Annotated in this window: 24 protein-coding genes and 1 tRNA gene; 18 read left to right on the top strand and 7 right to left on the bottom strand. The window is 68.7% G+C overall.

The features are described from left to right. Positions 1-72: 72 nt before the first annotated feature. The 9 genes from AC0KXF_RS10350 to AC0KXF_RS10310 all read left to right on the top strand — a co-directional run bounded on the left by AC0KXF_RS10350 (position 73) and on the right by AC0KXF_RS10310 (position 9,163). Positions 73-1,482 (top strand): APC family permease, encoded by a 1,410-nt coding sequence (locus tag AC0KXF_RS10350; protein ID WP_473109104.1) that lies wholly within the window; start codon positions 73-75, stop codon positions 1,480-1,482. 100 nt (positions 1,483-1,582) lie between these two features. Further along, positions 1,583-2,254, top strand: a complete 672-nt coding sequence (locus AC0KXF_RS10345) for a response regulator transcription factor (protein WP_223043059.1) — start codon at positions 1,583-1,585, stop codon at positions 2,252-2,254. A gap of 3 nt (positions 2,255-2,257) precedes the next feature. Next, the gene (locus AC0KXF_RS10340) at positions 2,258-3,631 is read left to right on the top strand and encodes a sensor histidine kinase (RefSeq protein ID WP_473109103.1); all 1,374 of its coding nucleotides are present in this window, start codon (positions 2,258-2,260) and stop codon (positions 3,629-3,631) included. After that, positions 3,631-4,620: a TAXI family TRAP transporter solute-binding subunit gene (locus tag AC0KXF_RS10335; RefSeq protein ID WP_473109102.1), complete on the top strand. Its 990-nt coding sequence runs from the start codon at positions 3,631-3,633 to the stop codon at positions 4,618-4,620. Before AC0KXF_RS10340 ends, AC0KXF_RS10335 begins: the two co-directional genes overlap by 1 nt. A gap of 225 nt (positions 4,621-4,845) precedes the next feature. After that, positions 4,846-5,592 (top strand): amino acid ABC transporter ATP-binding protein, encoded by a 747-nt coding sequence (locus AC0KXF_RS10330; RefSeq protein ID WP_223045297.1) that lies wholly within the window; start codon positions 4,846-4,848, stop codon positions 5,590-5,592. A 79-nt stretch (positions 5,593-5,671) separates the two neighbouring features. Beyond that, on the top strand, positions 5,672-6,586 hold the full coding sequence (locus AC0KXF_RS10325) for a glutamate ABC transporter substrate-binding protein (protein ID WP_473109101.1): 915 nt from the start codon (positions 5,672-5,674) through the stop codon (positions 6,584-6,586). Between the two features lie 79 nt (positions 6,587-6,665). Continuing rightward, positions 6,666-7,322, top strand: coding sequence for an amino acid ABC transporter permease (locus AC0KXF_RS10320; RefSeq protein ID WP_223043063.1), 657 nt, complete (start codon positions 6,666-6,668; stop codon positions 7,320-7,322). Beyond that, the gene (locus AC0KXF_RS10315; protein WP_473109100.1) at positions 7,319-8,254 is read left to right on the top strand and encodes an amino acid ABC transporter permease; all 936 of its coding nucleotides are present in this window, start codon (positions 7,319-7,321) and stop codon (positions 8,252-8,254) included. Before AC0KXF_RS10320 ends, AC0KXF_RS10315 begins: the two co-directional genes overlap by 4 nt. A gap of 102 nt (positions 8,255-8,356) precedes the next feature. Then, positions 8,357-9,163, top strand: a complete 807-nt coding sequence (locus AC0KXF_RS10310) for a sulfite exporter TauE/SafE family protein (protein WP_473109099.1) — start codon at positions 8,357-8,359, stop codon at positions 9,161-9,163. Between the two features lie 66 nt (positions 9,164-9,229). Here AC0KXF_RS10310 and greA read toward each other — a convergent pair whose 3' ends face one another. Together greA and AC0KXF_RS10300 are read right to left on the bottom strand one after the other, a co-directional pair. Further along, the gene (greA, locus tag AC0KXF_RS10305) at positions 9,230-9,715 is read right to left on the bottom strand and encodes a transcription elongation factor GreA (protein ID WP_473109098.1); all 486 of its coding nucleotides are present in this window, start codon (positions 9,713-9,715) and stop codon (positions 9,230-9,232) included. Between the two features lie 128 nt (positions 9,716-9,843). Next, the gene (locus tag AC0KXF_RS10300) at positions 9,844-10,401 is read right to left on the bottom strand and encodes a DUF4307 domain-containing protein (RefSeq protein WP_473109097.1); all 558 of its coding nucleotides are present in this window, start codon (positions 10,399-10,401) and stop codon (positions 9,844-9,846) included. 85 nt (positions 10,402-10,486) lie between these two features. Here AC0KXF_RS10300 and mca point away from each other — a divergent pair, with 85 nt between their 5' ends. From mca to AC0KXF_RS10280, 4 genes are all read left to right on the top strand, one after another. Then, complete coding sequence (gene mca, locus AC0KXF_RS10295; protein WP_473109096.1) at positions 10,487-11,353, top strand: mycothiol conjugate amidase Mca; 867 nt, start codon at positions 10,487-10,489, stop codon at positions 11,351-11,353. After that, a complete protein-coding gene (locus AC0KXF_RS10290) occupies positions 11,350-11,622 on the top strand; it encodes a hypothetical protein (protein WP_473109095.1) in 273 nt (90 codons plus the stop codon). The genes mca and AC0KXF_RS10290 overlap by 4 nt, the downstream gene beginning before the upstream one ends. A gap of 6 nt (positions 11,623-11,628) precedes the next feature. Continuing rightward, complete coding sequence (gene recQ / locus AC0KXF_RS10285; protein WP_473109094.1) at positions 11,629-13,656, top strand: DNA helicase RecQ; 2,028 nt, start codon at positions 11,629-11,631, stop codon at positions 13,654-13,656. Between the two features lie 136 nt (positions 13,657-13,792). Then, a complete protein-coding gene (locus tag AC0KXF_RS10280) occupies positions 13,793-14,278 on the top strand; it encodes a hypothetical protein (RefSeq protein ID WP_473109093.1) in 486 nt (161 codons plus the stop codon). A gap of 27 nt (positions 14,279-14,305) precedes the next feature. On the opposite strand, the gene trhA is transcribed toward AC0KXF_RS10280, so the two are convergent. After that, positions 14,306-15,121 carry a PAQR family membrane homeostasis protein TrhA gene (gene trhA, locus AC0KXF_RS10275; protein ID WP_473109092.1) on the bottom strand — a complete coding sequence of 272 codons (816 nt, stop codon included), beginning with the start codon at positions 15,119-15,121 and terminating at the stop codon, positions 14,306-14,308. A gap of 102 nt (positions 15,122-15,223) precedes the next feature. Between trhA and AC0KXF_RS10270 the strand changes: the two genes are divergently transcribed. The 4 genes from AC0KXF_RS10270 to AC0KXF_RS10255 all read left to right on the top strand — a co-directional run bounded on the left by AC0KXF_RS10270 (position 15,224) and on the right by AC0KXF_RS10255 (position 19,189). Beyond that, positions 15,224-16,009: an isoprenyl transferase gene (locus AC0KXF_RS10270; RefSeq protein ID WP_473109091.1), complete on the top strand. Its 786-nt coding sequence runs from the start codon at positions 15,224-15,226 to the stop codon at positions 16,007-16,009. A gap of 1 nt (position 16,010) precedes the next feature. Then, entirely contained in the window at positions 16,011-16,847 is an 837-nt protein-coding gene (locus AC0KXF_RS10265) for an SDR family NAD(P)-dependent oxidoreductase (RefSeq protein WP_473109090.1), read from the top strand. Positions 16,848-16,907: 60 nt separating this feature from the next. Beyond that, a complete protein-coding gene (locus AC0KXF_RS10260; protein WP_473109089.1) occupies positions 16,908-18,353 on the top strand; it encodes an amidohydrolase in 1,446 nt (481 codons plus the stop codon). Between the two features lie 83 nt (positions 18,354-18,436). Continuing rightward, entirely contained in the window at positions 18,437-19,189 is a 753-nt protein-coding gene (locus AC0KXF_RS10255; RefSeq protein ID WP_473109088.1) for a nucleoside phosphorylase, read from the top strand. A gap of 111 nt (positions 19,190-19,300) precedes the next feature. On the opposite strand, the gene AC0KXF_RS10250 is transcribed toward AC0KXF_RS10255, so the two are convergent. Both AC0KXF_RS10250 and AC0KXF_RS10245 read right to left on the bottom strand, forming a co-directional pair. After that, a complete protein-coding gene (locus AC0KXF_RS10250; protein ID WP_223043075.1) occupies positions 19,301-19,792 on the bottom strand; it encodes an S-ribosylhomocysteine lyase in 492 nt (163 codons plus the stop codon). A 149-nt stretch (positions 19,793-19,941) separates the two neighbouring features. Continuing rightward, positions 19,942-20,247, bottom strand: a complete 306-nt coding sequence (locus AC0KXF_RS10245) for a hypothetical protein (protein ID WP_473109087.1) — start codon at positions 20,245-20,247, stop codon at positions 19,942-19,944. Between the two features lie 320 nt (positions 20,248-20,567). Between AC0KXF_RS10245 and AC0KXF_RS10240 the strand changes: the two genes are divergently transcribed. Beyond that, on the top strand, positions 20,568-21,125 hold the full coding sequence (locus AC0KXF_RS10240) for a phosphorylase family protein (RefSeq protein ID WP_473109086.1): 558 nt from the start codon (positions 20,568-20,570) through the stop codon (positions 21,123-21,125). 61 nt (positions 21,126-21,186) lie between these two features. On the opposite strand, the gene AC0KXF_RS10235 is transcribed toward AC0KXF_RS10240, so the two are convergent. Both AC0KXF_RS10235 and AC0KXF_RS10230 read right to left on the bottom strand, forming a co-directional pair. Next, positions 21,187-21,277: transfer RNA gene (locus AC0KXF_RS10235), tRNA-Ser, on the bottom strand. Positions 21,278-21,360: 83 nt separating this feature from the next. Next, positions 21,361-23,961, bottom strand: a complete 2,601-nt coding sequence (locus AC0KXF_RS10230) for a helix-turn-helix transcriptional regulator (protein WP_473109085.1) — start codon at positions 23,959-23,961, stop codon at positions 21,361-21,363. Between the last annotated feature and the right edge of the window lie 269 nt (positions 23,962-24,230).

Raw genomic sequence — 24,230 nt, 5'->3', positions numbered from 1 at the left:
AGATCCTGCGATTCCGACGCGGTGGCACCGGCGTGGGATGACGGATAACCCCACGAAGAAGTGAAGGAACCCATGTCCACTCTCCCCACCCGTACCGGGGTCGCCAGCGGTGATGACCAGATCGCGCACGCGATCACCCACCAGCCTGGTCAGCTCAAGCGCACGCTGAAGCTGCGGCACCTGGTCTTCATCGGCCTCGCCTACATGGCGCCGATGGCCGTGTTCGACATGTTCGGCATCGTCTCCGACGAGACGGACGGCCACGTGCCGCTCGCCTACCTCGTGGTGATGATCGCGGTGCTGTTCACCGCGTTCAGCTACTCCCGGATGGTGCGGATCTTCCCGATCGCCGGCTCGGCGTACACCTACGTCAAGGAGGCGATCAACGCCCACCTCGGCTTCATGGTGGGGTGGGCCGCGACGCTCGACTACCTGCTGCTGCCGATGATCAACGCGATCCTGTCGGCCATCTACATGGGAGCGGTGTTCCCGGACGTGCCGTTCTGGGTGTGGGTGCTGCTGACGGTCGGGATCTGCACCGTGCTCAACCTGGTCGGCGTGAAGCTGGCCGCGAGCATGAACGTGCTCCTCGTGCTCATCCAGCTGGTCGTCGCGGTGCTCTTCGTGATCTTCACCGTGATCAACATCAACAGCGGGGCGAACGGCGCCGAGTACACGATCCGGCCGTTCCTCGAACCGGGGATGCACACGGCGTCGATCGCGGCCGGCGCGGCACTGCTGGCGCTGTCGTTCCTCGGGTTCGACGCGGTCTCGACGCTCGCGGAGGAGGCGGAGCGGCCGACGAAGGACATCCCGCGCGCCATCTTCATGATCGTGCTCGTGGCCGGCGCCTTCTTCATGACCGTGACCTACCTCATGCAGACGCTCTTCCCCGATGTCTCCCAGCTCGGCGACATCGTCGGCGCCTCGCCCGAGATGGCCAAGTACGTCGGCGGCGCCGCGTTCCAGGCGATCTTCGTCGGCGGCTACATGATGGCCGTGCTCGGGTGCGGCATCACCCAGCAGATGAGCGCCGCGCGCCTGCTCTACGCGATGGGCCGCGACGGCGCGTTGCCGAAGCGCCTGTTCAGCATGGTCAACCGCGTCGGCGTGCCGGTGGGCAACGTGCTGCTCGTCGGCCTGGTCGCGCTCACCGCCATGTTCGTCGACCTGGATCAGGCCTCCTCGATGATCAACTTCGGCGCCTTCATCGCGTTCATCTTCGTGAACCTGTCGGTGATCTTCACCTTCTTCAAGTTCATGCGCCGCAGGGGGCCGCTGATGTGGATCGGCTACGTCGTCGTGCCCGCGGTGGGCGTGGCGATCAACCTGTGGCTGTGGTCGAGCCTCGACCCGACCTCGATGCTGATCGGCGCGGGCTGGGTGGTGCTCGGCTTCGTCTACCTGCTCGTGAAGACGCGCGGGTTCCGGGCCCCGGCGCCGGACCTCACGGGGCCGATCAACATCTCGATGTACGAGTAGGGACGGGGGCGACCCGCCCTCGTCCCTCACCGTCCGGCGTGGGGCTCTGCTCCAACCGCTAGTCTGAAGACACGCTCTCGGACCGGGCGGAGAAGCCGACATGAAGATCCTTATCGTTGAAGACGACGACCGCGTCTCCGACGCGCTCAGCGCGTTCCTGCACCAGGCGGGGTACACGACCGTCTGCGTGGCGGAGGGCGCTGCGGCGCTGGAGGCCCTCGGCGCCGACACGGAGGTCGTGCTGCTCGACCTGGGGCTACCAGACATGGATGGCATCGACGTGTGCCGCCGGATCCGCGGTCTTTCGGGCGTGCCGATCATCGTCGCGACGGCGCGCAGCCACGTCGAGGAGAGGATCAAGGGTCTTCACGCCGGCGCCGACGACTTCGTGGTGAAGCCGTACGACGTGCGCGAACTGGTGGCGCGCATCGAAGCGGTGACCCGACGCACCCGTCCGCTGCAGGTCGAGTCGGGAGAGGCGGCGGGGATCACGGTCGACGGTGTTCACATCGACTTCATGAGCCGGCTGGTGCTCGTCGACGGAGCGCCCGTCGAGCTCACACCCAAGGAGTTCGACATCATCGCCGTGCTGGCGCGCTACCCGGGGGTCGTGGTGCCGCGGGATCGCATCATCCGCGAGGTGTGGGGCACCGACTGGAGCGGCTTCAACCGCTCGCTCGAGGTGCACGTCGGCTCGATCCGCCGCAAACTCGACCGGCCCTCGCTCATCGCGACGCTGCGCGGCGTGGGGTATCGATTGACCGGGGTGTGAGACTTGCGCACTCGACTCATCATCGTGTTCCTGGTGCCGATGACGGTGATCCTGCTGGCTCTGGGAGGCGCCTACGCGCTGAGCGTCGCGCGCAGCATTCAGCAGGAGGTCTCGAACCAGCAGCTGGCGGATCTCGGCTACTTCCTCACGGGTGCGCGGCAGTCGCTGCGGGCGGCGAACCCCGCCGTCGTGGAGGGCGAGCTGGAGCGGTACAGCGAGCTCTACGGAACGCGGGTGGCGGTATTCGACCGTTCCGGGACGCTCTGGGCGGCGGGCGGGATGCGTCCGGAGTCCGTGAACGAGGAGATGACGACGCGGATCGGCCTCGCGCTCTCCGGGCGCCGCAGCGACCCGTCGCTGGCGGTGCTGCCCTGGTCCCTCGGCGAGACCGTGATGGTCGAGCCGGTGTTCGACGACGGCAACGTGATCGGCGCGGTCATGATCGCGGAGAGTTCGGATGCGCCCCGCGGGGAGATCCTCGCTCACTGGGCGCTGCTGGTCGCGGTGTGCGCGGTCGTCATCGGTCTGCTCGTGTTCGCGGTGTTCAGGCTCGCCCGTTGGGTGCTGCAGCCGATGATGCGGGTGGATCACGCGATGGCCGCGATCGAGCACGGCGAGATGGACGCGCGGATCGCCGACGATACAGGGCCGCCCGAGATGCGCCGCATGATCCGGCTCTTCAATCAGATGGCGGAGGAGATCGAGCGGGTGGTGTCGCGGCAGCGGGAGTTCGCGATGAACGCGTCTCACGAGCTGCGCAACCCGCTGGGCGCGCTGCTGATGCGGGTCGAGTATCTGGCGACGGGGCTCGACGAGCGGTGGGAGGCCGACGTCGAGAAGACCCGGGAGGAGGGGCGGCGCATGTCGCGGATCCTCGACACGCTGCTGAACATGGCGCGGGCCGGGCAGCAGGACTCGTCGTTCGCCGTCGTCGATCTCGTGGAACTGGTCAGGGGTCGTGTGGCCGCGTGGCGCGAGGTCGCAGCCGAGCGGGGGCTCTCCCTCGTCGTGGACGCGCCGGCGCCCGTGATGAGCGTGACGGATCGCACCTCGGTCGAGAGCGCCCTCGACGCCGTCATCGACAACGCGCTGAAGTTCGCCCCGACGGGTTCGCGGGTCGACGTGGCGGTGGAGAGCGACGCGGAGCGCAGCACCATCTCGGTGAGGGATCGGGGCCCCGGGCTCGAGCCCGAGGAGCTCGAGATGGTGACGAGCCGGTTCTGGCGCAGCGCTCGCGATCAGAACGTGCCGGGATCGGGGCTCGGCCTCGCGATCGCCACCGATCTGCTCTCGGGGCTGCGGGGCTCGGTCGAGGTCTCCATGCCCGAGGGCGGCGGGCTCTGCGTCGCGCTTCGGCTGCCGGGGGGTGAGCTGTGATGCGGCGCGGATCCGTTCGGGGGTTGCGGGGACTGTTCCGCCGACGGGCGGTGGCGGCGGTCGCCCTGGGCCTGACCGTCGTAGCGTCGCTTGGTGGCTGCTCGCCGCAGACGTATGCCATCGACGAGCCGTTGCAGATTGCCGGCGGAGGCACGACCGGCGTGTACTACGCCTACGGCGGTCAGCTCGCCGATGCCCTGCACCGGGAGCTCGGGGTCGATATCTCGGTCGCCGAGACGCACGGCTCGGTCGACAACCTGCTGCGGGTCGCATCGGGTGAGGCTCTGCTCGGGTTCGCGCAGGGCGACACCGCGGCGGACGCCGTGAACGGGGCGGGCGCCTTCGAAGAACCGCTGCCGGTGGAGGCGGTGGCCCGGGTGTACGACGAGTACGTGCACGTCGTCGTGCCGGCCGAGTCGGAAGTGGATCGGATCGGCGACCTCGCGGGGCGCCGCGTCTCGCTCGGCGCGCCGAATTCGGGTGTACAGGTCATCGCGACACGGGTGCTGGGGGCGACAGGGGTCGACCCGGAGACGATCGAGAACCCCGCGCTCGGCCCCGACGCGTCGATCGAGGCGCTGCAGCGGGGCGAGATCGACGCCTTCTTCTGGGTCGGGGGCCTTCCGACTCCCGGAATCGAGCGGTTGGCGCAGGCGATGCCGATCCGCCTGCTCTCGATCGAGGCCGCGGCCGTCGAGCGTGTGAACTCGGGTCACGCGGGCGTCTACCGGCTCGCGGAGTTCCCGATCGGGATATACGGGATCGAGACGCCGACCGTCACCATGACCGTGCCGAACTACCTGGTCACCGCCGAGGACGCTCCGGACGGCCTGATCCACGACACCGTGCGCGTGCTCTTCGACTCGCGCAACACGATCGCGGGCAAGGTCGTAGCGGCGGAGATCCTCGACCGCAGGCAGGCGATCTTCACGAGCCCGGTCGAGCTGCACCCGGGTGCCGCGCGATACTACATCGAGGCCCGGCGGTAGGCGCAGGATCGCGAACCTCAAGAAACGCTCAAGGCGACGCTCAAGAAAACCTCAAGACGGGTGACGGGACGCCGTGCGTGACCTTATCGTTGGGCCGATCGGTTCAACGATGACCCTCACCTCCCGCTTCGGCAGGACGGCGGTGCACGCTGAACCGCCGGAGCCAGGCTAGACGCCCGCGTCGCGCGACCCGCGTCGCGGGTCACGACCAGAGGTGGAGACATGATGAGTGCGAGCGAACCGCTTGTCGTCGTGGAGAACGTGCAGAAGCACTACGGGGAGTTCCAGGCCCTGACCGATATCGATCTCACGGTCGACAGGGGCGAGGTGGTCGTCATCATCGGGCCTTCGGGCTCGGGCAAGTCGACGCTGTGCCGTTCGATCAACAGGCTGGAGACGATCACCAGCGGGTCGATCCGGGTCGACGGCAAGGAGCTGCCCGCCGAGGGGAAGGCGCTCGCGAAGCTGCGGGCCGAGGTCGGCATGGTGTTCCAGTCGTTCAACCTCTTCGCGCACCTGACGATTCTCGAGAACGTCACGCTGGGCCCGATCAAGGTGCGCGGCCTCAGCAAGGCCGATGCCGAGCGCGAGGCGATGGAACTGCTCACCCGTGTGGGGGTGGAGCAGCAGGCGTCGAAGCTGCCGGCGCAGCTGTCGGGCGGGCAGCAGCAGCGGGTCGCGATCGCTCGGTCGCTCGCCATGCACCCGAAGGTCATGCTCTTCGACGAGCCGACCAGCGCGCTGGATCCCGAGATGATCAACGAGGTGCTCGACGTCATGGTCGGTCTCGCGAAGGAGGGGATGACGATGATCGTCGTCACTCACGAGATGGGGTTCGCGCGCAAGGCCGCCGATCGTGTCGTGTTCATGGCCGACGGGCGGATCGTGGAGCAGGCGACCCCCGACGAGTTCTTCACCAACCCGAAGAGCGAGCGCGCCAAGGATTTCCTCTCCAAGCTCATCACCAGCTGATCCGCCCGCACCGGTCCACCCGGTCGGCGTCGGGCGATCCGACAAACCGAACATCCGCAAGATCGAAAGGAACACGCTCATGCGTTTCAAGAAGTCCCTAGCGACGCTCGGCTTCCTCGCCGCAGCGGCACTGACCCTGACGGGCTGCAACAGCGGCAGCCCCTCGGCGCCGGCGGGCGGCGACGACGCGCCCGCGGAGACCAGCGAGACGACCCCGTGGGAGGTCGCCGACGGTGTGACCCTCGAGGGCAGCCCGACCTTCGACAAGATGGAGGAGCGCGGCAAGGTCGTCATCGGCGTCAAGGAGGATCAGCCCGGTCTCGGCTATCTCGACAACGTGACCAACGAGCGCAGCGGCTTCGACATCGACATCGCGCGCTGGATCGCGGCCTCGCTCGGCTTCGACGAGGAGGACATCGAGTACAAGGCGATCGCCTCGGCCAACCGCGAGCAGGCGATCGTGAACGGCGATATCGACTACTACGTCGGCACCTACTCCATCAACGACAAGCGCAAGCAGGACATCGACTTCGCCGGCCCCTACTTCGTGACCGGCCAGGGCCTGCTCGTGAAGAATGGCGGCGAGGACTACCAGTCGCTCGATGAGCTCGCGGGCAAGACGGTGTGCTCGGCGACCGGCTCCACGCCGATCCAGAACATTAAGGACAACTACCCCGAGATCAAGACCGAGGAGTTCGACCTCTACTCGGCCTGCGTCGAGAGTCTCATCAACGGCCAGGTGGACGCGGTCACCACCGATCAGGCGATCCTCATCGGCTACGCCGCGCAGGATCCCGACAACCTGATGGTCACCACCGGCCCGCTGATGACCGAGGAGCTCTACGGCGTCGGCCTGCCCAAGGGCGACGACGTGCTGCGCGCCCACATCAACGATCTCTTCACCGACGGCGGCACCGTGTGGCAGGAGATCTTCGACAACAACCTCGGCAGCTCCGGCATCAAGGTCGAGCAGCCCGAGGTGGATGCCTACTAACCGATGAGTCGCCCGGGGCGGGCGGCGATCCCGCCGGACCCGCCCGCCCCGGGGTTTCTCGCACACGAGAGGAAGACGCATGGACGTCATCTTCGGCAACCTCGATCTCTGGGGAACCGCCATCAAGAACACCCTGCTGGTGTTCCTCGGGGGCGGTGCGATCGCTCTGGTGCTCGGCATCATCGTCGGGGCCATGCGGGTCTCGCCCGTGCCGATCGCGCGGGGCGTGGGCACGGCCTATGTGAACATCATCCGCAACACACCGCTGACCCTCGTGTTCTTCTTCTTCGTGCTCGGATACCCCGCACTGGGGCTCCCCAAGCTGAGCACGCTGCTGCTCGGGATCCTCGCCATCGGCATCTACACCGCGACCTACGTGGCGGAGGTGCTGCGGGCGGGCATCAACACGGTGCCGGTCGGCCAGGCCGAGGCCGCGCGAGCGATCGGCCTGCCCTTCGGGCAGGTCATGAGCCTGGTGGTGCTGCCGCAGGCCTTCCGCTCGGTCGTGCCGCCCATGATGAGCGTGTTCATCGCGCTGCTGAAGAACACCACGGTCGCCGCCGGCTTCTCGGTCGCCGAGCTCGCCGCGCTGCGGGCCACGATCAACGACGCCGCGGGACGCCCCGGCAGCCCGATGGAGGTGCTGCTCTGGGTCGCGCTCGTCTTCGTGGTGCTCGTGCTGATCCTGAGCTTCATCCAGAACCGCCTTGAGAAGAAGTGGAGGATCGTGCGATGACTTCCGTGCTGTACGACGTTCCGGGCCCGAGGGCGATCCTGCGCAACCGCCTCATCGCGGTGGCCACATTCGTGCTCGTCGCCGCAGTGGCCGCGTTCCTCGTGTACCGGCTGGCGCTTTCCGGCCAATTCTCCGCGACCAAGTGGGGCCTCTTCACCTACACGACCATCTGGGAGCAGATCCTGGGGGCGCTCGGCAAGACGCTCGCCGCGTTCGGTGCGGCTGCAGTCGGCAGCGTGATCCTCGGCTTCGTACTCGCGATCGGGCGGTTGTCGGATCACCGGTGGGTGCGCGGACCGTTCATGGGCGTCACCGAGATCTGCAGGGCCGTGCCCGTGCTCGTCATGATGATGCTGCTCTACTACGGTCTGCCCTCGGTCGGTGTGAGGATGGAGCCCTACTGGGCCGTCGTCATCGCGCTCATCGTCTACAACGGCTCGGTGCTCGCCGAGGCGCTCAGGGCCGGTATCGAGGCGCTGCCCCGCGGGCAGAAGGAGGCCGGCTACGCGATCGGCCTGCGCAAGAGCGGCGTGATGCGCCTGATCCTGCTGCCGCAGGCGGTGCGCTCCATGCTCCCCGTCATCGTCGCCCAGCTCGTGGTGACCATGAAGGATACCGCGCTCGGCTTCATCATCACCTACCCCGAACTGCTCTACCTGGCGAAGCAGTTCAGCAGCAACGTGCAGTTCGGCCGCCCGCTGCTGCAGTCGGCGTTCGTCATCGGCGGCATCTACATCGTCATGTGCCTGATCCTCTCGGGGCTCGCGAAGTGGCTCGAGACGCGCATGCGCAAGAACCCGAAGGCTCGGGGCGGGGCGGCGGGGGCCGTGACGGCGACCGTGCCGGTGCAGCCGGGGGATCCGCGTCTGCACCAGAGCACCACGACCGAGGTGATCGCCGCGCAGGGGGAGGGTCCGCAGGACGGGAGATAGGCTCCGGTCCCCGAACCGTCACCGGCCTCCCGAGGTCGTCGGCGTCCCGTCCCCTGAAGCTGTCGAAGGGGGCGGGACGCCCGCGTATGAAAGGCTGTAATCGTGATCACCGCGAGCGCCCTGCTGCCCCAGGACGCCGACTGGACCGTACTCGCGCTGCTGCTCGCGGCGGCTTTCGCCGCGGGGTGGATCGACGCGGTGGTCGGGGGCGGCGGCCTGCTGCAGCTGCCCGCGCTGCTGCTCGTGCCCGGCATCACCCCGGTGCAGGCGCTCGCCACCAACAAGCTGGCGTCGGTGTTCGGCACCGCGACGAGCAGTGCGACCTACTACCGGAAGGTGCGGCCGAGTCTGCGCACCGCCCTGCCCATGGCTGGGATCGCGCTGCTCGGCGCATTCGGCGGCGCCTCGGTCGCGGCGTTCCTGCCCGCGGCGCTTTTCAAGCCCATCATCGTGATCGCGCTGGTCGCGGTCGCGCTCATCACACTGTTCAAGCCCGCCCTCGGCGCCGTCACGCGTCTCAAATACAGCGGGCGGCGCCACGTCGTCATCGCGGGCGCGACGGGTGCCGCCATCGGGTTCTACGACGGCGTGCTGGGGCCGGGCACCGGCACGTTCCTCGTGATCGCGCTCGTCGGACTGCTCGGGTACGACTTCCTGCAGGCGAGCGCGAAGGCGAAGATCGTCAACTTCGCCACGAACGCCGGCGCGCTGCTCTTCTTCATCCCGCTCGGTGCCGTGCTCTGGCCGCTCGGCCTGCTCATGGGGGCCGCGAACATCGCCGGCAGCTTCCTCGGGTCGCGCATGGCGATCGCGGGCGGCGCCCGTTTCGTGCGGGTGCTGTTCCTCGTCGTGGTCGGCGTGCTGATCGTGAAGCTCGGCTTCGACGTCTGGAGCGAGAACGCGGGATGAGCTGGCGCCAGGCTCACGAAGGGGCTCGGGATAGTGCGATCCCGAGCCCCTTCGCGTTCGGACGCGTCAGCCCGTGTAGGTGTCGACCGCCAGGATCTTCACCGGAATGCTGTTGCCGTTGGGCGCCGTGTAGCTGGTCTCCTCGCCGACGCTCATGCCCAGGATCGCGACGCCGAGGGGGCTCTCAGCGCTGTAGATGTCGAGGTCCGATCCGTCGGCGAGCTCGCGGCTGCCGAGCAGGAAGCGCTCCTCGTCGCCGAAGATCTCGGCGGTGACGACGGTGCCGATCTCGACGACCCCGCTCGCCTGCGGGGCCTCGCCGACAACGGCGTGCTTCAGCAGCTCCTCGAGGTCGCGGATGCGGGCCTCCATCTTGCCCTGCTCATCCTTCGCGGCGTGGTAGCCGCCATTCTCCTTGAGGTCGCCCTCCTCGCGAGCGGCCTCGATGCGCGCTGCGATGTCTTTGCGGCCCGGCCCGGCGAGTTCATCCAGTTCGGCCTTGAGCCGGTCGTAGGCTTCCTGGGTCAGCCAGGTCTGGGTGGGCTCGGCCATGTCGATCCTCGTTTCCTTGGTTTTTCCGGACGTCGCAGTGCGCCGGTGCGCCGTGTGCGCGGATGCTCAGGGATACACACAGCGCCCTGACCGAGTCAGGGCGCGACAACCAGGATACCAGCGACCCGCTACTCGACCACCCAGCACTCGCGCGCGGTGGCCGCGGTGGCGGGATTGGTGGTGATGAGGCGGGTGGTGACGGCGTGCGTGTGCTCGTCGGTGAGGGGCAGCTCGACGATCTTCCACCCGACGGTCGCCTTCGCCTCGTTGAGGGCCTCGACGGCGCACGCGACAGGGGTGCGCGGAGGCGCGCTCACCTCGAACTTCACGTCGAGGGAGAAGTCGCTCGCCCGAGTGAAGCCGATGTCCTGCCACGAGACCCGGTTGGTGTTCTGCCAACCGCTGAAGAGCAGGAAGCCTATGCCGGCGAGCACCAGCAGGGCGGCGGCGATCCACGCGAAGCGGCGGTCGATGCTGCGGCGTCGGCCGGTGCCGTAGCGATCTTCGAGGGCCTGCCTCTGATCCGCGGAGCCGGCGGATGTGTCGGCGGCCGGGGCAGCAGCTGTGTCGGTCGCCGAGGCGGCTGTCGTGCCGGCGTCCGCACCCCTGGAGGCTGCCGCATCCGCCGACTCCGGACCGCGCGAGGGATCGGGGTCCGCCGCCCGCGCTGCCGCCGCATTCAACACGGGAACCTCCGATTCGCACTGGGTAAACTGTGTGATCGTTGCCAGCGTACCGGGATCCGCCCGGGAAGCGCGTGAGAGGACCCGCATGACTCTGAGGTTGATCGCGGTGCACGCCCACCCCGACGATGAATCGAGCAAGGGCGCCGCGACCTATGCGCACTACCTCGCCCAGGGCGTCGAGGTGCTGATCGTCAGCTGCACCGGGGGCGAGCGCGGCGACGTGCTCAACGATCTCGTCGCTCGGGATCCGAAGAGCCGCCGCGATCTGGCGGGGCTGCGCCGCGAGGAGATGCAGAACGCGCAGCGCATCGTGGGGTTCGAGCACCGTTGGCTCGGCTACCAGGATTCCGGGCTGCCCGACGAGGGGGACCCCGTGCCTCCCGGGTCGTTCGCCGATATCCCCGCCGAGGTGTCGGCCGAGGCTCTGGTGCGCGTGGTGCGCGAGTTCCGCCCGCACGTGATGATCACGTACAACGAGCAGGGCGGGTACCCCCACCCCGACCACATCCGCTGCCACGACGTGAGCCGCATCGCCTGGGAGCGCTCGGGCGATCCCGCCGCGTACCCCGATGCAGGTCAACCCTGGAGCATCAAGAAGCTCTACTACGAGGAGATCTTCAACGCCGAGCGCGTGAACACGGTCTACCAGTGGCTGCTCGATCACGAGCCCGAGTCGCCCCTGATCGAGCAGCTCTCGGAGGTCAGGGAGCGGATGTCGAAGCGCGCCTATCGCGGCACCGCGAAGATCGAGGTCGGACGGTTCTTCGACCAGCGCGATGAGGCGCTGCGCGCCCACGCGAGCCAGGTGCCGCCCGACAGCGCGTTCTTCTTCTGGCCCAATGAGCTGCAGCGGCAGGCGTGGCCGTTCGAGGATTACCGGCTCGCGGCGTCGCGCGTGGCGACGAGCGAGTTCGAGGCCGATCTGTTCCAGGGAATCGAGGAGGGCGCGTGAGCGTGTGGAGTGTGGTGGCGCGAGTCGCCGAGGAGAGCACGGAGTTCGACCCCGACAAGGTGACGCCCGGGTTCGAGGGTTTCGTGTTCACCGCCCTCATGGCGGCGGGCATCATCGTGCTCGGCTTCCTGCTGGTGGGGCGGCTGCGGCGCAACGCGTACCGTCACGAGGTGCGCGAGGAGATCGAGCGGGAGCTCGGGGAGAACGGCGGATCGCGGGAGAACGACGGATCCGCCGGGCGTGATTCCGAATCCGACCCGCGGGGCTGAATCTTCGTGAGCGGTCGCGACGAGCAATCCGGATTCGATCTCGGATCGGAGCCCGAGGTCTACGGCTCGGGGTTCGACGCCGAGGAGCGCTGGCCGGGGGAGGCCTGGGGTGCTCCGGCGCCGGAAGCCGCCGCGGTGACCGCAACGGCTGCCGCGGTGACCGCAACGGCCGCGACCGGCGGCGCGCATGTCGGCGATGACCCGCTCGCGGTGCTGTCGCAGGTCTTCGGCTACGACTCGTTCCGCGGCGACCAGGAGGCGATCATCCGCCAGGTGGTCGGCGGGGGCGACGCCGTCGTGCTCATGCCGACCGGCGGCGGCAAGTCGATCTGCTACCAGATCCCGGCGCTCGTGCGCGAGGGCACCGGCGTGGTGCTTTCGCCGCTCGTGGCGCTCATGCACGACCAGGTCGCTGCGCTGCAGCTCGCCGGCGTGCGCGCGGCGGCCCTGAACTCGGCGATGTCGGTCGAGGATCGCCGCGAGGTCGAGCGAGCGTATCGCGCGGGCGAGCTCGACGTGCTCTACCTCGCCCCCGAGCGCCTCTCGGCCCCTGGCACGGTCGAGCTGCTGAGCCAGGGGCGCATCGCGCTCTTCGCGATCGACGAGGCGCACTGCGTCTCGCAGTGGGGCCACGATTTCCGCCCCGACTACCTGCGACTCGGTGCCCTCGCCGAGCGCTGGCCCGACGTGCCGCGCATCGCTCTCACCGCGACGGCGACGCCCGAGACGCACCGCGAGATCACCGAGCGGCTGCACCTCGATGGCGCGCGCCACTTCGTGTCGAGCTTCGACCGCCCGAACATCCGCTACCGCATCGTCTCGAAGCAGAGCGTGCGCGCGCAGCTCATCTCGTTCATCCGCGGGGAGCACGCGGGCGACGCGGGCATCGTCTACGCGCTCAGCCGTAAACGGGTCGAGCAGACGGCGGCGGCCCTGCGCGACGCCGGTATCGACGCGGTGGCCTACCACGCCGGTCTGCCCGCGGAGCAGCGGCTCGACGCGCAGACCCGATTCCTTCGGGAGGACGGCGTGGTGGTCGTCGCCACGATCGCCTTCGGCATGGGCATCGACAAGCCCGACGTGCGGTTCGTCGCGCACATCGATCTGCCCAAGTCGATCGAGGGCTACTATCAGGAGACGGGCCGTGCCGGCCGCGACGGTCTGCCGTCGGACGCCTGGCTGGCGTACGGCTTGCAGGACGTGGTGCAGCAGCGGCAGATGATCGAGTCGGGTGACGGCGATGCCGCGACGCGGGCGAATCAGACGCGCCACCTCAACCAGATGCTCGCGCTGTGCGAGGGCGTCGAGTGCCGTCGCCGCTTCCTCATCAGGTACTTCGGGCAGCAGGCGCCGGAGACCTGCGGCAATTGCGACGTCTGCCTCGATCCGCCGAAGCTGTGGGACGCGACGATCCCGTCCCAGATGCTGCTCTCCACGATCATCCGAACGCAGAAGGAGCGCGGCCGCACCTACGCGGCCGGCCAGCACATCGACGTGCTGCGCGGCGTCGGATCCGAGCGCGTCACGCAGATGCGGCTCGACGAGCTCTCGACCTGGGGCATCGGCAAGGAGTGGTCGGTCGCGCAGTGGCGCGGAGTGGTGCGGCATTTGCTGGCCGCGGGACTCGTCGAGGCCCGCGGCGAGTGGGGCGTGCTCGCCCCCACGGAAGCTGCGAAGCCGGTGCTGCGAGGCGAAGAGCGGGTCATGATGCGCGAGGAGGTCGTGGCGCGGGCCGCCCGCGGCGGGCGCACGGCGGATGCGGGATCGGGATCCGGATCCTCGAAGCGGTCGGCCGCGGCCGCCGACCTCTCGCCCGAGCAGGCCGAGGTCTTCGAACGGCTGCGGGAGTGGCGCGCGGGCGAAGCGCGCAAGCAGGGCGTTCCGGGGTACGTGGTGTTCGGCGACGCGACGCTCGCCGCTCTCGCGGTGCACCGGCCCTCCAGCGACGAGGAGATGCTCGCGATCTCCGGCATCGGGCAGGTCAAGCTCGAACGCTACGGCGCCGCCGTGCTCGAGGTGCTCGCGGCCGGCTAGCCGGAGGGCGGCTGAACGGCGGGATCGCAAGGGGGTAGGATCGGAAGGAAGGGTCGCGAACCTGTGACTAGACTGAGAAGGTCACATTCCGGCCTGGCGAACCTCAGGCGGGAAACGCACTACCGGGGGGAACCAGATGAAGATCACCACGATCGCGCGCGTCGGCGGCGCGCTCGCCGCAGCCGCGCTCACGGTCTCGCTCGCGGCCTGCTCTGGGGGACAGAGCGTCGCGGATGCGTGCAGCAGCGCAAGCGAGGCCATGCAAGAGGTCAACGCGAACACGAGCAGTCTGATGCAGGAGGCCATGTCGGGCGATGCCGACTACGCCGAGCTGTTCAAGCCGGTGCAGGAGGCGCTCGCCGACGCCGAGAAGAAGGTCACCAACGAGGAGGTCCTCACCCCGCTGAGCAAGGTGAGCTCCGAGTTCGACGGTCTTGTCGAGCAGCTCTCGGGCCTCGAGATCCCGAACATGGACGAGATCGACCCGACCGATCCCGCGGCCATGGAAGACCTCGAGAAGATGCAGGCCGATCTCGAGGAGGCCTCCGCTTCGATGCAGGAGCGCGCCGACGCCCTGACGAAGGCGGGACAGGATCTCGCCGAGGTGTGCAACGCCGGCTGATCCGAAGGGATGCCGGCTCGACCCCGTCTACCTCAGGTAGACGGGGTCGAGCGCTACCAGCAGGGCCGCGGTCCAGTGGCAGAGGAACGCCAGCACCGTCAGTGCGTGGAAGATCTCGTGGAAGCCGAACACGCCGGGCACTGGGTTCGGTCGCTTGAGTCCGTACACGACCGAACCGAGCGTGTAGAGCAGACCTCCCACGATCACGAGCACCATCGCCGCGGCGCTCGCGTGGTAGATGTCGACCATGTACATCACCGCGGCCCAGCCGAGCAGTAGATACAGGGGCACGTAGAGCCAGCGCGGGGCCCCGATCCAGAACACCCTGAAGCCGATGCCGAGCAGCGCCCCGGCCCAGACGAGCACGAGCAGCAGCACACCCTTGTCGAGGGGCAGCGCGAGCAGCGCGATCGGTGTGTAGGTGCCGGCGATCAGGAGGAAGATGTTCGCGTGGTCGAGGCGCCTGAACACCTGCTTGGTGCTGGGCTTCCAGTTGAAGCGGTGGTACAGCGCCGAGACGCCGAAGAGCAGCATGCTCGAGAGCATGTAGATCGCGGCCGCCCACTTCGCCACGGGGCCGTGCGCGAGTGAGATGAGCACGATACCGGCGGCCGTCGCCACGGGGAACATGCCCGCGTGGATCCATCCGCGCCAGCGCGGTTTCGGTTCGGTCGCCGGGGTGGGGGTCGGCTCGTCCGACGGCGCGCCTTGCGGTGCATCGCGAGGGTGGTCGAGCGCGTCGGCGAGCAGCGGCAGCGACAGCCTGTCGGGCTCGGGGAACGGGCGCCGGTCGCCGGGCTCGGAAACTGGGTGGGAGGCCTCGGAGGAGCCGTTCGTGCTCATCCTTCGAGTGTATGTTCCATACAGTTCTGCCGGGGCATATATATGGGGATCCCCAGGCAGGCGCCCCGCAAACCCTCACCGCGCAGGCGATACACTCTGAGGGTGAACGCCCAGCCCACGACGCCGCGCGCCGGACTGCTCTACCGGCTGTATCAGCGACGCCTGCGCCGGGAGATCGATCCTCGCCGCGTCCCGCAGCACATCGCGGTGATCGTCGACGGCAATCGGCGCTGGGCCAAGCAGCGGTTGCAGGAGCGGGCGGCGTTCGGGCACCGCGCGGGCGCGCAGAAGGTGCTCGAGTTTCTGAGCTGGTGCGAGGACGCCGGCGTCGGCACGGCGACGCTGTACCTGCTCTCGGCTGACAATCTGCGGGCCCGGGATCGCCAGGAGCTCGAGGATCTCTTCGGTATCATCGCCGGGCTCGCCGCGGAGCTCGCCGAGAACCCGCGCTGGCGCGTCAAGCACGTCGGCTCCTGCGACGGGCTCTCGCCCGAGCTGGCAGACGCTCTGAGCGAGGCCGAGCAGCGCACCCTCGATCATGAGGGGCTGCACATCAACCTCGCCGTCGGATACGGCGGCCGCAGCGAGATCACCGCGGCCGTGCGCGACATCATCTCCGAGCATCAGGCCGCCGGCGGCACGATCGACACGCTCGCCGAGCACCTCACACCCGAGAGCATCGGCGAGCACCTGTGGACGCGCGGGCAGGCCGACCCGGACCTTGTGATCCGCACCTCGGGCGAGCAGCGCCTCAGCGACTTCATGATCTGGCAGTCGGCGCACTCCGAGTTCTACTTCGTCGAAGCACTGTACCCAGACCTGCGCGAGGTCGACTTCCTGCGCGCGCTGCGCGACTACTCGTCGCGGCAGCGCCGGATGGGGGGCTGACGTGAGTATCGGTGCGCGCGCATCACGGGACGCGAGCCTGCCCGACCTGGGCGGGCAGCGGGTGCTGGTCACCGGCGCCTCCGGCGGGATCGGGGGCGGGATCGCGCGGCGCTTCGCCGCGGCCGGTGCTCGTGTCGCCGTGCACTATCGGGGCGCGTCAGCGGCCTCGGTCGGCGCCGCCTTCCGCCTGGTGGAGGAGCTGCGCGAGCACGGCTCTGACGCCGTCGCGGTGCGCGCCGATCTGGGGGAGGCGGGAGCCGCGGCGCGGCTCGTGGAGGAGACGGTGCACGCGCTCGGGGGCCTCGACGGGCTCGTGAACAACGCCGGCATCCAGCCGCTCGCGCTTCTCGCCGAGACGTCGCGCGAGGAGTGGGACGAGGTGATCGCGACCAATCTCGGCGCGGTGTTCGAGCTGTCGCAGGCAGCGGCTGCCGAGATGCGAGTACCTGAGCTGCCTGAGTCTGTCGAGGGCGGCCGCCCGAACCGCTGGATCACCCACATCGCCTCGATCGAGGCGAGTCGGCCCGCCGCTGCGCACGCGCACTACGCGGTCGCGAAGGCCGGGCTCGTGATGCACGCGCGTGCCGCCGCTCTGGAGCTCGGGGAGGCCGGGATCCGGGTCAACACGGTGTCTCCCGGGCTCGTGGAGCGGCCGGGGCTCGCCGAGGCGTGGCCCGAGGGCGTCGAGAGCTGGATCTCGCACGCCCCGCTGGGCCGCCTTGCCACTCCCGCCGACATCGGCAATGCCTGCGTGCTGCTGGCGTCGTCAGCGGCCTCGTTCATCACGGGGCAGGATCTCGCGGTCGACGGAGGCATGCTCGCCACCCCCGGGTGGTAGTGGATCGCCGTGCCTGTCCGAGGCTGACGATACAGTGGGCGTGGATCACAGGGAGGCGCGATGACCGAGACCGTACTGAGAGCCGACGCGATGCTCACCCCCGGCGGGGTGGTGGTCGACGCCGAGCTCGCATTCGATGCCGACGGGCGCATCACCTACGCGGGATCCGCGAGGCCGGAGAGCATCGCGAATCTCGATGGCGCTCAACCGGGCGCTTCGAGGTTCGAGAGCGCCTCGGGCATCCATGAGACGGGCGTCCCCGCGCATTCCGGCCGCGTCACGCACGATCTGACGGGGCACGTGCTCATGCCGGGCCTGGTGAACGGTCACACCCACTCCGCGATGACGCTGCTGCGAGGCGTCTCCGACGACGAGGGCTTCATGCCCTGGCTCGCTGCGGTGCAGGCGCTCGAGCAGCACCTCACCCACGAGGACGTGGAGGTCGGGCTGCAACTCGCGATGGTCGAGATGATCGAGACGGGCACGATCGCCTTCGCCGACATGTACCACTGGGACGAGCCGCTCGTCGAGCTGGTGCGCTCTGCGGGCATGCGCGCGATGGTCGCGCTGGCGTCGTTCGCACCTGAAGCAGTCGGCTTCCCGGGGGTCTCGTCCTGGAACGGCGCCGAGGCGACGGAGCAGACGGAGGCGCTCGCGGAGCGATACGCGGGCGATGCGCAGATCCGCATCGCCTACGGCCCGCACGCCCCCTACACCTGCCCGCCAGACTTCCTGCGCGAGGTCGCCGCACGGGCGATCGAGCGGGGGATCCCGATCCACACCCACATCTCGGAGTCCGCCGCGGAGGTCGCGCAGATCACTGAGCAGTACGGTGCGACTCCGGCTGCCCATCTCGACGCGCTCGGCCTCTTCGAAGCCGACGTGCTCGCGGCGCACTGCGTGCACCTCACCGAGAGCGAGATCGAGCTGTTCGCCGCCACAGGCACCGCCGTGAGCCACAACCCCGTTTCGAACCTCAAACTCGGCAACGGCATCGCGGCGCTGCCGGCCTGGCAACGGGCCGGGCTGCGCATGTCGCTGGGCACCGACTCGGTCGCCAGCAACAACACCCTCGACTTGTTCGAGGAGATCAAGACCGGTACCATTCTGCATCGCGGTGCCCACCAGGACGCCTCGATCGTGCGGGCCGCGGACATGCTCGATATCGCCACGCGCCGCGGGGCCGAGGCGATCGGTTTCCCCGACTCCGGCGCGCTGGAGGTCGGACGGTTCGCCGACGTGATCGCGCTCGACGTATCGGGATCCTCAGCCACTCCGCTCGATCTCGCAGCGGAGCCGGGTGCGCTCGTCTCGCACCTCGGTTTCGGTGCGACAGGTGCCGACGTGCGGCACGTCTTCGTGGGCGGGCGGCACATCTACGCCGACGGTGAGCACCTGACGCTCGACGCCCCCGCGATCCGTGCTCGGGCGGCCCAGGCGCGGGCTCGTTTGCGAGCCGCAGCTGAGGGAGCCATCGGCGAGGAGGCCGCCGGAGAGAATATGTGACCTGCGGAATATACGGTGGATCTGCTACCGACCCTCAGTTCCCGATCCCAGCCCCTGATCGCCCCGACCGAAAGGCCAATCATATGCCCGTACGACTTCCCGCCGACGCCGAACTCCCGCTCCTGCGCGCTCGCGTCTCCGATCTCGCAGAGCGCGCCCTCGTGGTCGGTGATCCCGCCCGTGCGGCCCGCGTAGCCGAGCGCCTCGATGACGTGCGACAGCTCTCGGCGAACCGCGAGTACCACGTGTATGCCGGTACGCGCCGAGGCGTTCCGGTCACGGTCGCCTCGCACGGTGTCGGCGCGGCAGGCGCGGCGGTCTGCTTCGAGGAGCTGGCCCGCGGCGGAGTGACCCGGATCATCCGCTCGGGCACCGCGGGAGGTATGCAGCCGAACGTGGTCGACGGTGCGATCGTCGTCGCGACGGGCGCGGTGCGAGCCGACGGGGTGAGCCACCAGCTGGTGCCCACCGAGTTTCCCGCCCTCGCCACGCCCGAGCTCACGATCGCGCTGAAGCGCGCCGCGACCGAGACCGGCCTCGACGTGCACAGCGGCATCGTCGTGACGGGCGACATGTTCTATCCGAGTGACGTGATCACCGGCGTGGACCTGCGCATGTGGCAGCGCGCGGGCGCGGTCGCCGTCGAAATGGAGGCCGCTGCGCTGTTCGTGATCGCGTCGCTGCACGGCATCGAGACCGGCGCGGTGTTCGCGATCGACGGCAACCCGCTCGCGGCGCAGGACGAGTCGATGGACGGCTACGACCCCTACCGCGAGGTCGTCACGCGCGCGGTCGACGGGGCGCTCGAGACCGCGCTCGACGTGCTCGTCGCGTAGACGCCGCGCGCTCGCGCGCGAACGGGGAGTCCCATATTGCTGCTGCCCGAGTGCGGATCGCAGCAATATGGGACTCCCCGTTCTGTCTTTTCCTTCTGGGCGGCGCAGAGGCTACGCCAGGCGGGAGCGGTCGAACGCGTCGAGGCTGATGCCCTGATCCAGCACCTGCTTCGCCCACTCCTTCGCGGAGTGCAAGCTGTGGTCGCGGTAGTTGCCGCAGCTCACGGCCTCGGTACCGGGCACGTCGTCCCAGGTCACTCGCTCGACCAGATCCTCGAGCGAGCTCTTGATGGCCGCGCCCACCTGCTCCGGGGTCGGCTCGCCCCAGACGATCATGTGGAAGCCGGTACGGCAGCCGAAGGGCGAGATGTCGATGAGCCCGTCGAGGCGCGTTCGCAGCAGCCCGGCGATCGTGTGCTCGATGGTGTGCAGGCCGGCGGTCGGGATCTCTCCTCGGTTCGGCTGCACGAGCCTGATGTCGTAGTTGGAAATCGCGTCGCCCTTCGGGCCGTGCTCCACACCGATCAGGCGCACGTAGGGGGCGAGCACCTTCGTGTGGTCCAGGGAGAAGCTCTCAACCTCGGCAAGTTCGACATCGCTCATGCCGCCAGTGTAGCGAGGAGCCGCACGGGCGGTATAAGCGCGAAGTGGGAGTCGCGACACACTGCCTCACGAAGAGCGAGGCGGCGCGTCGCGACTCCCACTGGAGCGAACCGGTGCGCGGATCGCGCGACCGGCTCACAAGAGGGTGGCTAGGCAGCGCGAACGAGGTCACGCCGCGTGAGGGCGATGCGCGCGCGGGAACCGCGCGGAGCTTCGGGATCCTCAGTCACGTGCACTTCCCAGCCGACCTGGTCGAGGCGGCGAAGATCGTCGCGGGCCTCGTCGAGGCGGTCGGTCTCGACCAGATACAGGGTGCGCCCCTGAGAGCGGTACACGGAGCGGTGCTGCGCCCAGTCGGGCACGAGCATCTCGTGGTCAGCGCCGAGGGAGTGGTAGGGGGTGCGCAGGGGGCGTTCGCGCCTCTGCTGCAGATCGATGATGTTGGTGGTTTCCATGATGAGTCCTTTCGAGGGCGCACCACCGTGGTGCGCCGGATTACGGTGTGCGCACGGCTCATGCCAAGGCGGCCGTGTGGAAGGGCCGGACCGTGCTGCTGAGCTTCGCGGGACTCGCGGAGTTGATCTCTCGACGCCTTGAATCTGTCCGATTGCTTCGGGCGGAAACGCGGGTCGCTCACAAGCTCAGTTCTACAGTTTAGAACATGTCTTCGAAAAACGCTAGTGTGGTTCGAAGATTCCTCCGCCATGACATCGCAGTGGCACGCGGAATCCCCGAGATCCGCGTCGATCGGCAACCCGCGCCGTGAGGAGTTCCCATGCCACAATCCACCACGCTGCTCGTCTTCGCGCATCGAGATGAGGCCTCGGCGTTCGCCGACGTGCCGCACCTCGTGACTGGCGTGGGAAAGGTGAACGCCGCGGTGTCGCTCGCGGCCGCGCTCGCCGCGGGCGGGATCGACCAGGTGGTGGTGCTCGGCACGGCGGGGGTCGTGAGCGACGGACCCGAGCGACCGAGCCTCGAGGACGTCTACCAGATCACGGGCGTGGTGCAGCACGACTTCTCGCTGCCCTCGCCGGAGCTGCGTCCGGCGGGCCCCGCGATCCTGCCCCCCGAGCGCACCGCCGTGATCGCGACCGGGGACGTCTTCGTGCAGAACGACGCGCAGCGCGCTCGTATCGCGGGTCTCGGTGCCTCGCTCGTCGATATGGAGGCGTACGCCTACGCGAGCGTGTGCGAGCGTCTCGGGGTGCCCCTGCAGTTGTTCAAGGTGCCGTCCGACTTCGCCGACAGCGCGACCACCGATGAGGAATGGGACACCATCGTCTTCCGCAAGAGCGAGCAGCTGCGGGAGTTCTGGGAGCGGCTCGCCTGACGCGACACATGACGAAGGCCCCGGATCCGTTGACTTCTCAAGGATCTCGGGGCCTTCGCTCTGGCGGTGACGGTGGGATTTGAACCCACGGTGCGGGGTTACCGCACACGACTTTTCGAGAGTCGCACCTTCGGCCGCTCGGACACGTCACCGCGAAAAAGAATACGGCATCCGGTTGCGCAACGCGAATCGAGGCGGGAACATCGGGCGTGTCCAATGGGCAGCGCTGCAGATCTCAGCGGCGGCGGGTCCCAGCCAGGGGTGACCCTGGCCTCGACCCGGCCGCCGAACCGGGAACGGCCCCCGACCCCGACGGTCCGGCCCCCGCACCCGCCTTGCGGGCTTCCTCGCCGCTGATGAGATTGCCGAGTCGCGCCTTCATCGCCTCTCTGCTCGAGACTCCGAGCTTGGCGCGCGCCTGCGCGAGGTGCGATTCGACGGTGCGCACGCTGCAGCGCATGCGCTCGGCGATCTCGCGGTTGCTGAGGCCCTCGGCCGCGAGTTGCGCGGTGACGGTCTCGCGCGGGGTGAGCCGTTCGCGAGGCGGCGTGGAGATCGCGTCGGCGTTGAACCAGGGCACGCTTCGCGCGGCGCTGGTACGAAGAGCGGCGAGGCGCGCATCGGTCGCGGTCACACTGCCGCTCGCGCGACGCCGCAGGAAGATGCGTCGGGCTTCCCGCAGCGCGTACGCCGCGGGTGCCCGGAAGCCGAGGGACTCGAGGCTCTCGGCCGCGCGGAGCAGCGCTGCCGGATTCTGGGCGCGCAGGGCCTCGAGATGCGCGCGGATCGGCCCCTGGTGCGGCAGCGCTTCGAACTCTCCAGGGTCCCCTGAGCCGATTCGCGCGCGGCCCGCGGGTGATGCGGGATCGGCGAAGGCCTCCGCCCGTACGCTGTCGAGCTGCCCGGAGAAGTAGATGAGCACCTGCGTGCTGTACAGCCGCAGCGCTTGCGGGTTCTGATCCTGGTCGAACGACAGGTGACTCACGTTTCTGATGAAGTCGGTGAGGCGGAAGGCGATGAAGCGAGGAAGACGATCCGCGAAGCCCTCCCACTCCAAGAGCGAGCGCGTCAGGTCGCCGTGGAGGAAGGCCGTGCGGGCGGCGAAGAGGTGGGTGAGCCAGATGCGGTGGCGGGAGGATCCCGGGAGCCGGTCGACGAGGTTGCGCAGCCGGGGAGCATCGTCGGCGAGCCCGGGTGAGAAGAACCGGATGACGCTCTGCGCGACGACCGCCGTCGAGAGGACATCTCGCAGGCTCTCGGAGGCGTGGACCGCGAGGCGGGCGATCCGCGGTTCGACATCGTCGACGTTGAAAGAGCGGTAGCGCACGCCGTTCAGCGCCGCTTCGAAGGAGAGCAACTGCTGCGCCAGCAGTGAGATCTCGGGTCGCGGGTGAGTGCGTGCGATCCGCAGCAGTTCAGGAGCGTCTTCGGCGAGCGGCTCCGCGTCGTTCCAGCGTCGGATCACCAGCTGTGCGTCCGACCACTCCGGGTCGTCGGGAGTGATATCGGGATCGGGTTCGAACGGCAGGCCGACCTCCGCTGCCAGGTTGCTCCGTAGGAAGCCTGCGGCGATCCTCTTCTCAGGCTCCGTCGGTGGGAGGTCGCAGTTGCCGTGCGGCGGAGTCGCGCCGAGAAGCGACTGCAGCCCCACATGCGCGTCGCGGAGCACGGTGACGAGTCTCGCGCGGGCGAGGGGGCAGAGGCCCGGGCCTTGCTGGCCCAGGCGCAGGAGCAGATCGCGGGCCCTCGCGCCCTCGCCGAAGTTGACAAGATCGCCGATTACACGCTTCAGGAAGGATGCGTGCTGCTCGCTGAGCAGAGGATCGGAGGCGATGGATCGATCGTTGCGACTGAGTACGCCGGCGCAGAAGATCGCCTCGTGGTCGGGGAGCGGGATCCCGTAGGCCTCTTGTGAGAGCAGGTGGGTCGCGGTGCTCTGCCGAACGCGTCCGAGCGTATCGGGTGTGGTCAGACTGCGCACGGCTGCGGCGTAGAGTCCCGGCACTCCGAAGAGTCCCGGTGAGTCGGGGTGGGGGAGCAGAAGGCCGCTGTCGAAGAGCCTCGACTGCGTCTCAGCCCCGAAGACGTCGGCGATACCGCTGCGGCTGCGCGGGCCGATCTCGGAGAGCACGACGGCCGCGGCGATCTGCTCGGAGGTGAGTTGCGCTTCGGCCATGCGGATGGGGTGGTGCAGCGTCGACAGATGCAGGTCGGAGGCGTGCGTGCGAAGGATCTTGGGGCGCGGCGTGCTCGAGAGGGATCCGCTGCGGTGCAATTGCAGCAGCGTCAGTGCGGCGCCCGGCAGCCCCCAGGAGAGCTGCTGGATGGCGGCGACCGTCACCGATGACAGCGGCTCGGGGCTGGCTCGATGCACGAGCCGGGCGATCTGGTCGTCGGAGAGCGGTTCGAGCCGGATCGGTTGGATGCGCTCGAGGATGCTCCTCGCCTCCGGGAACCGCTCGTGGAGGCGCCGCATGCGCTCGCCGTACCCCGTGGAAGCGGATGACTCGGTGATCGTGGCGAGCACGTTCGATCCCGCGGCAACGCGTTCGGCCATCGCCCGCAGCGCTTCGGACGAGGCGAATTCGCAGTCATCGACGAGTGTCAGCGCGCCGGGCGGCAGCTGTTCGATGCGTTGCGCGGCATCGGGGTCGGTGCCCTCGACGATGAAGTGCTGTACATCGTGCTCGGAGAGCGACGCTGAGAGCGAGCGCAACAGGTGGGATTTGCCGCTGCCGTTCGGCCCCGTCACAAGGACCGGATCGGAGGTACTGAGAACATGACGCAGGATCGTCTCCCGGACCTCCTTGTCGGTCGCTTCAATCGCCCCCTGCATGATGCTCCCCCTTGATCGTTCAGCAGTTCCCCCACAAAAGTTCCCCAACAAATGTGCTACTGAACATGCACCACACTAGATGGTTCTTCGGGCTTGCTTCCGGCGGCTGCGCACGGCGTGGCCGTTCCGTTATGCGACACGCCCGCATCATCTCAGGGATCCTACCTCTCTATCTCAGTATTGATCGGTCTGCGAATGAGTAGTGATCGGTGGGAACGTGCGGGCTGCGGAGACTCGTGGACCTCCTGAACCTTTGCTGAGAGTCTCAG

This window comes from Leucobacter holotrichiae (genome assembly GCF_055791005.1).
The sequence above is the reverse complement of the archived record's forward strand: the minus strand, read 5'-3'. Positions and strand labels throughout refer to the sequence as shown.

Coding starts and splice junctions, on each gene's coding strand:
- AC0KXF_RS10245 (WP_473109087.1), bottom strand. CDS start 20,247: ATGGAAACCACCAACATCATCGATCTGCAGCAGAGGCGCGAACGCCCC.
- AC0KXF_RS10230 (WP_473109085.1), bottom strand. CDS start 23,961: ATGCAGGGGGCGATTGAAGCGACCGACAAGGAGGTCCGGGAGACGATC.
- AC0KXF_RS10325 (WP_473109101.1), top strand. CDS start 5,672: ATGCGTTTCAAGAAGTCCCTAGCGACGCTCGGCTTCCTCGCCGCAGCG.
- AC0KXF_RS10315 (WP_473109100.1), top strand. CDS start 7,319: ATGACTTCCGTGCTGTACGACGTTCCGGGCCCGAGGGCGATCCTGCGC.
- AC0KXF_RS10280 (WP_473109093.1), top strand. CDS start 13,793: ATGAAGATCACCACGATCGCGCGCGTCGGCGGCGCGCTCGCCGCAGCC.
- mca (WP_473109096.1), top strand. CDS start 10,487: ATGACTCTGAGGTTGATCGCGGTGCACGCCCACCCCGACGATGAATCG.
- AC0KXF_RS10260 (WP_473109089.1), top strand. CDS start 16,908: ATGACCGAGACCGTACTGAGAGCCGACGCGATGCTCACCCCCGGCGGG.
- AC0KXF_RS10330 (WP_223045297.1), top strand. CDS start 4,846: ATGAGTGCGAGCGAACCGCTTGTCGTCGTGGAGAACGTGCAGAAGCAC.
- AC0KXF_RS10345 (WP_223043059.1), top strand. CDS start 1,583: ATGAAGATCCTTATCGTTGAAGACGACGACCGCGTCTCCGACGCGCTC.
- AC0KXF_RS10335 (WP_473109102.1), top strand. CDS start 3,631: ATGCGGCGCGGATCCGTTCGGGGGTTGCGGGGACTGTTCCGCCGACGG.
- AC0KXF_RS10320 (WP_223043063.1), top strand. CDS start 6,666: ATGGACGTCATCTTCGGCAACCTCGATCTCTGGGGAACCGCCATCAAG.
- greA (WP_473109098.1), bottom strand. CDS start 9,715: ATGGCCGAGCCCACCCAGACCTGGCTGACCCAGGAAGCCTACGACCGG.
- AC0KXF_RS10240 (WP_473109086.1), top strand. CDS start 20,568: ATGCCACAATCCACCACGCTGCTCGTCTTCGCGCATCGAGATGAGGCC.
- AC0KXF_RS10250 (WP_223043075.1), bottom strand. CDS start 19,792: ATGAGCGATGTCGAACTTGCCGAGGTTGAGAGCTTCTCCCTGGACCAC.
- trhA (WP_473109092.1), bottom strand. CDS start 15,121: ATGAGCACGAACGGCTCCTCCGAGGCCTCCCACCCAGTTTCCGAGCCC.
- AC0KXF_RS10350 (WP_473109104.1), top strand. CDS start 73: ATGTCCACTCTCCCCACCCGTACCGGGGTCGCCAGCGGTGATGACCAG.
- AC0KXF_RS10255 (WP_473109088.1), top strand. CDS start 18,437: ATGCCCGTACGACTTCCCGCCGACGCCGAACTCCCGCTCCTGCGCGCT.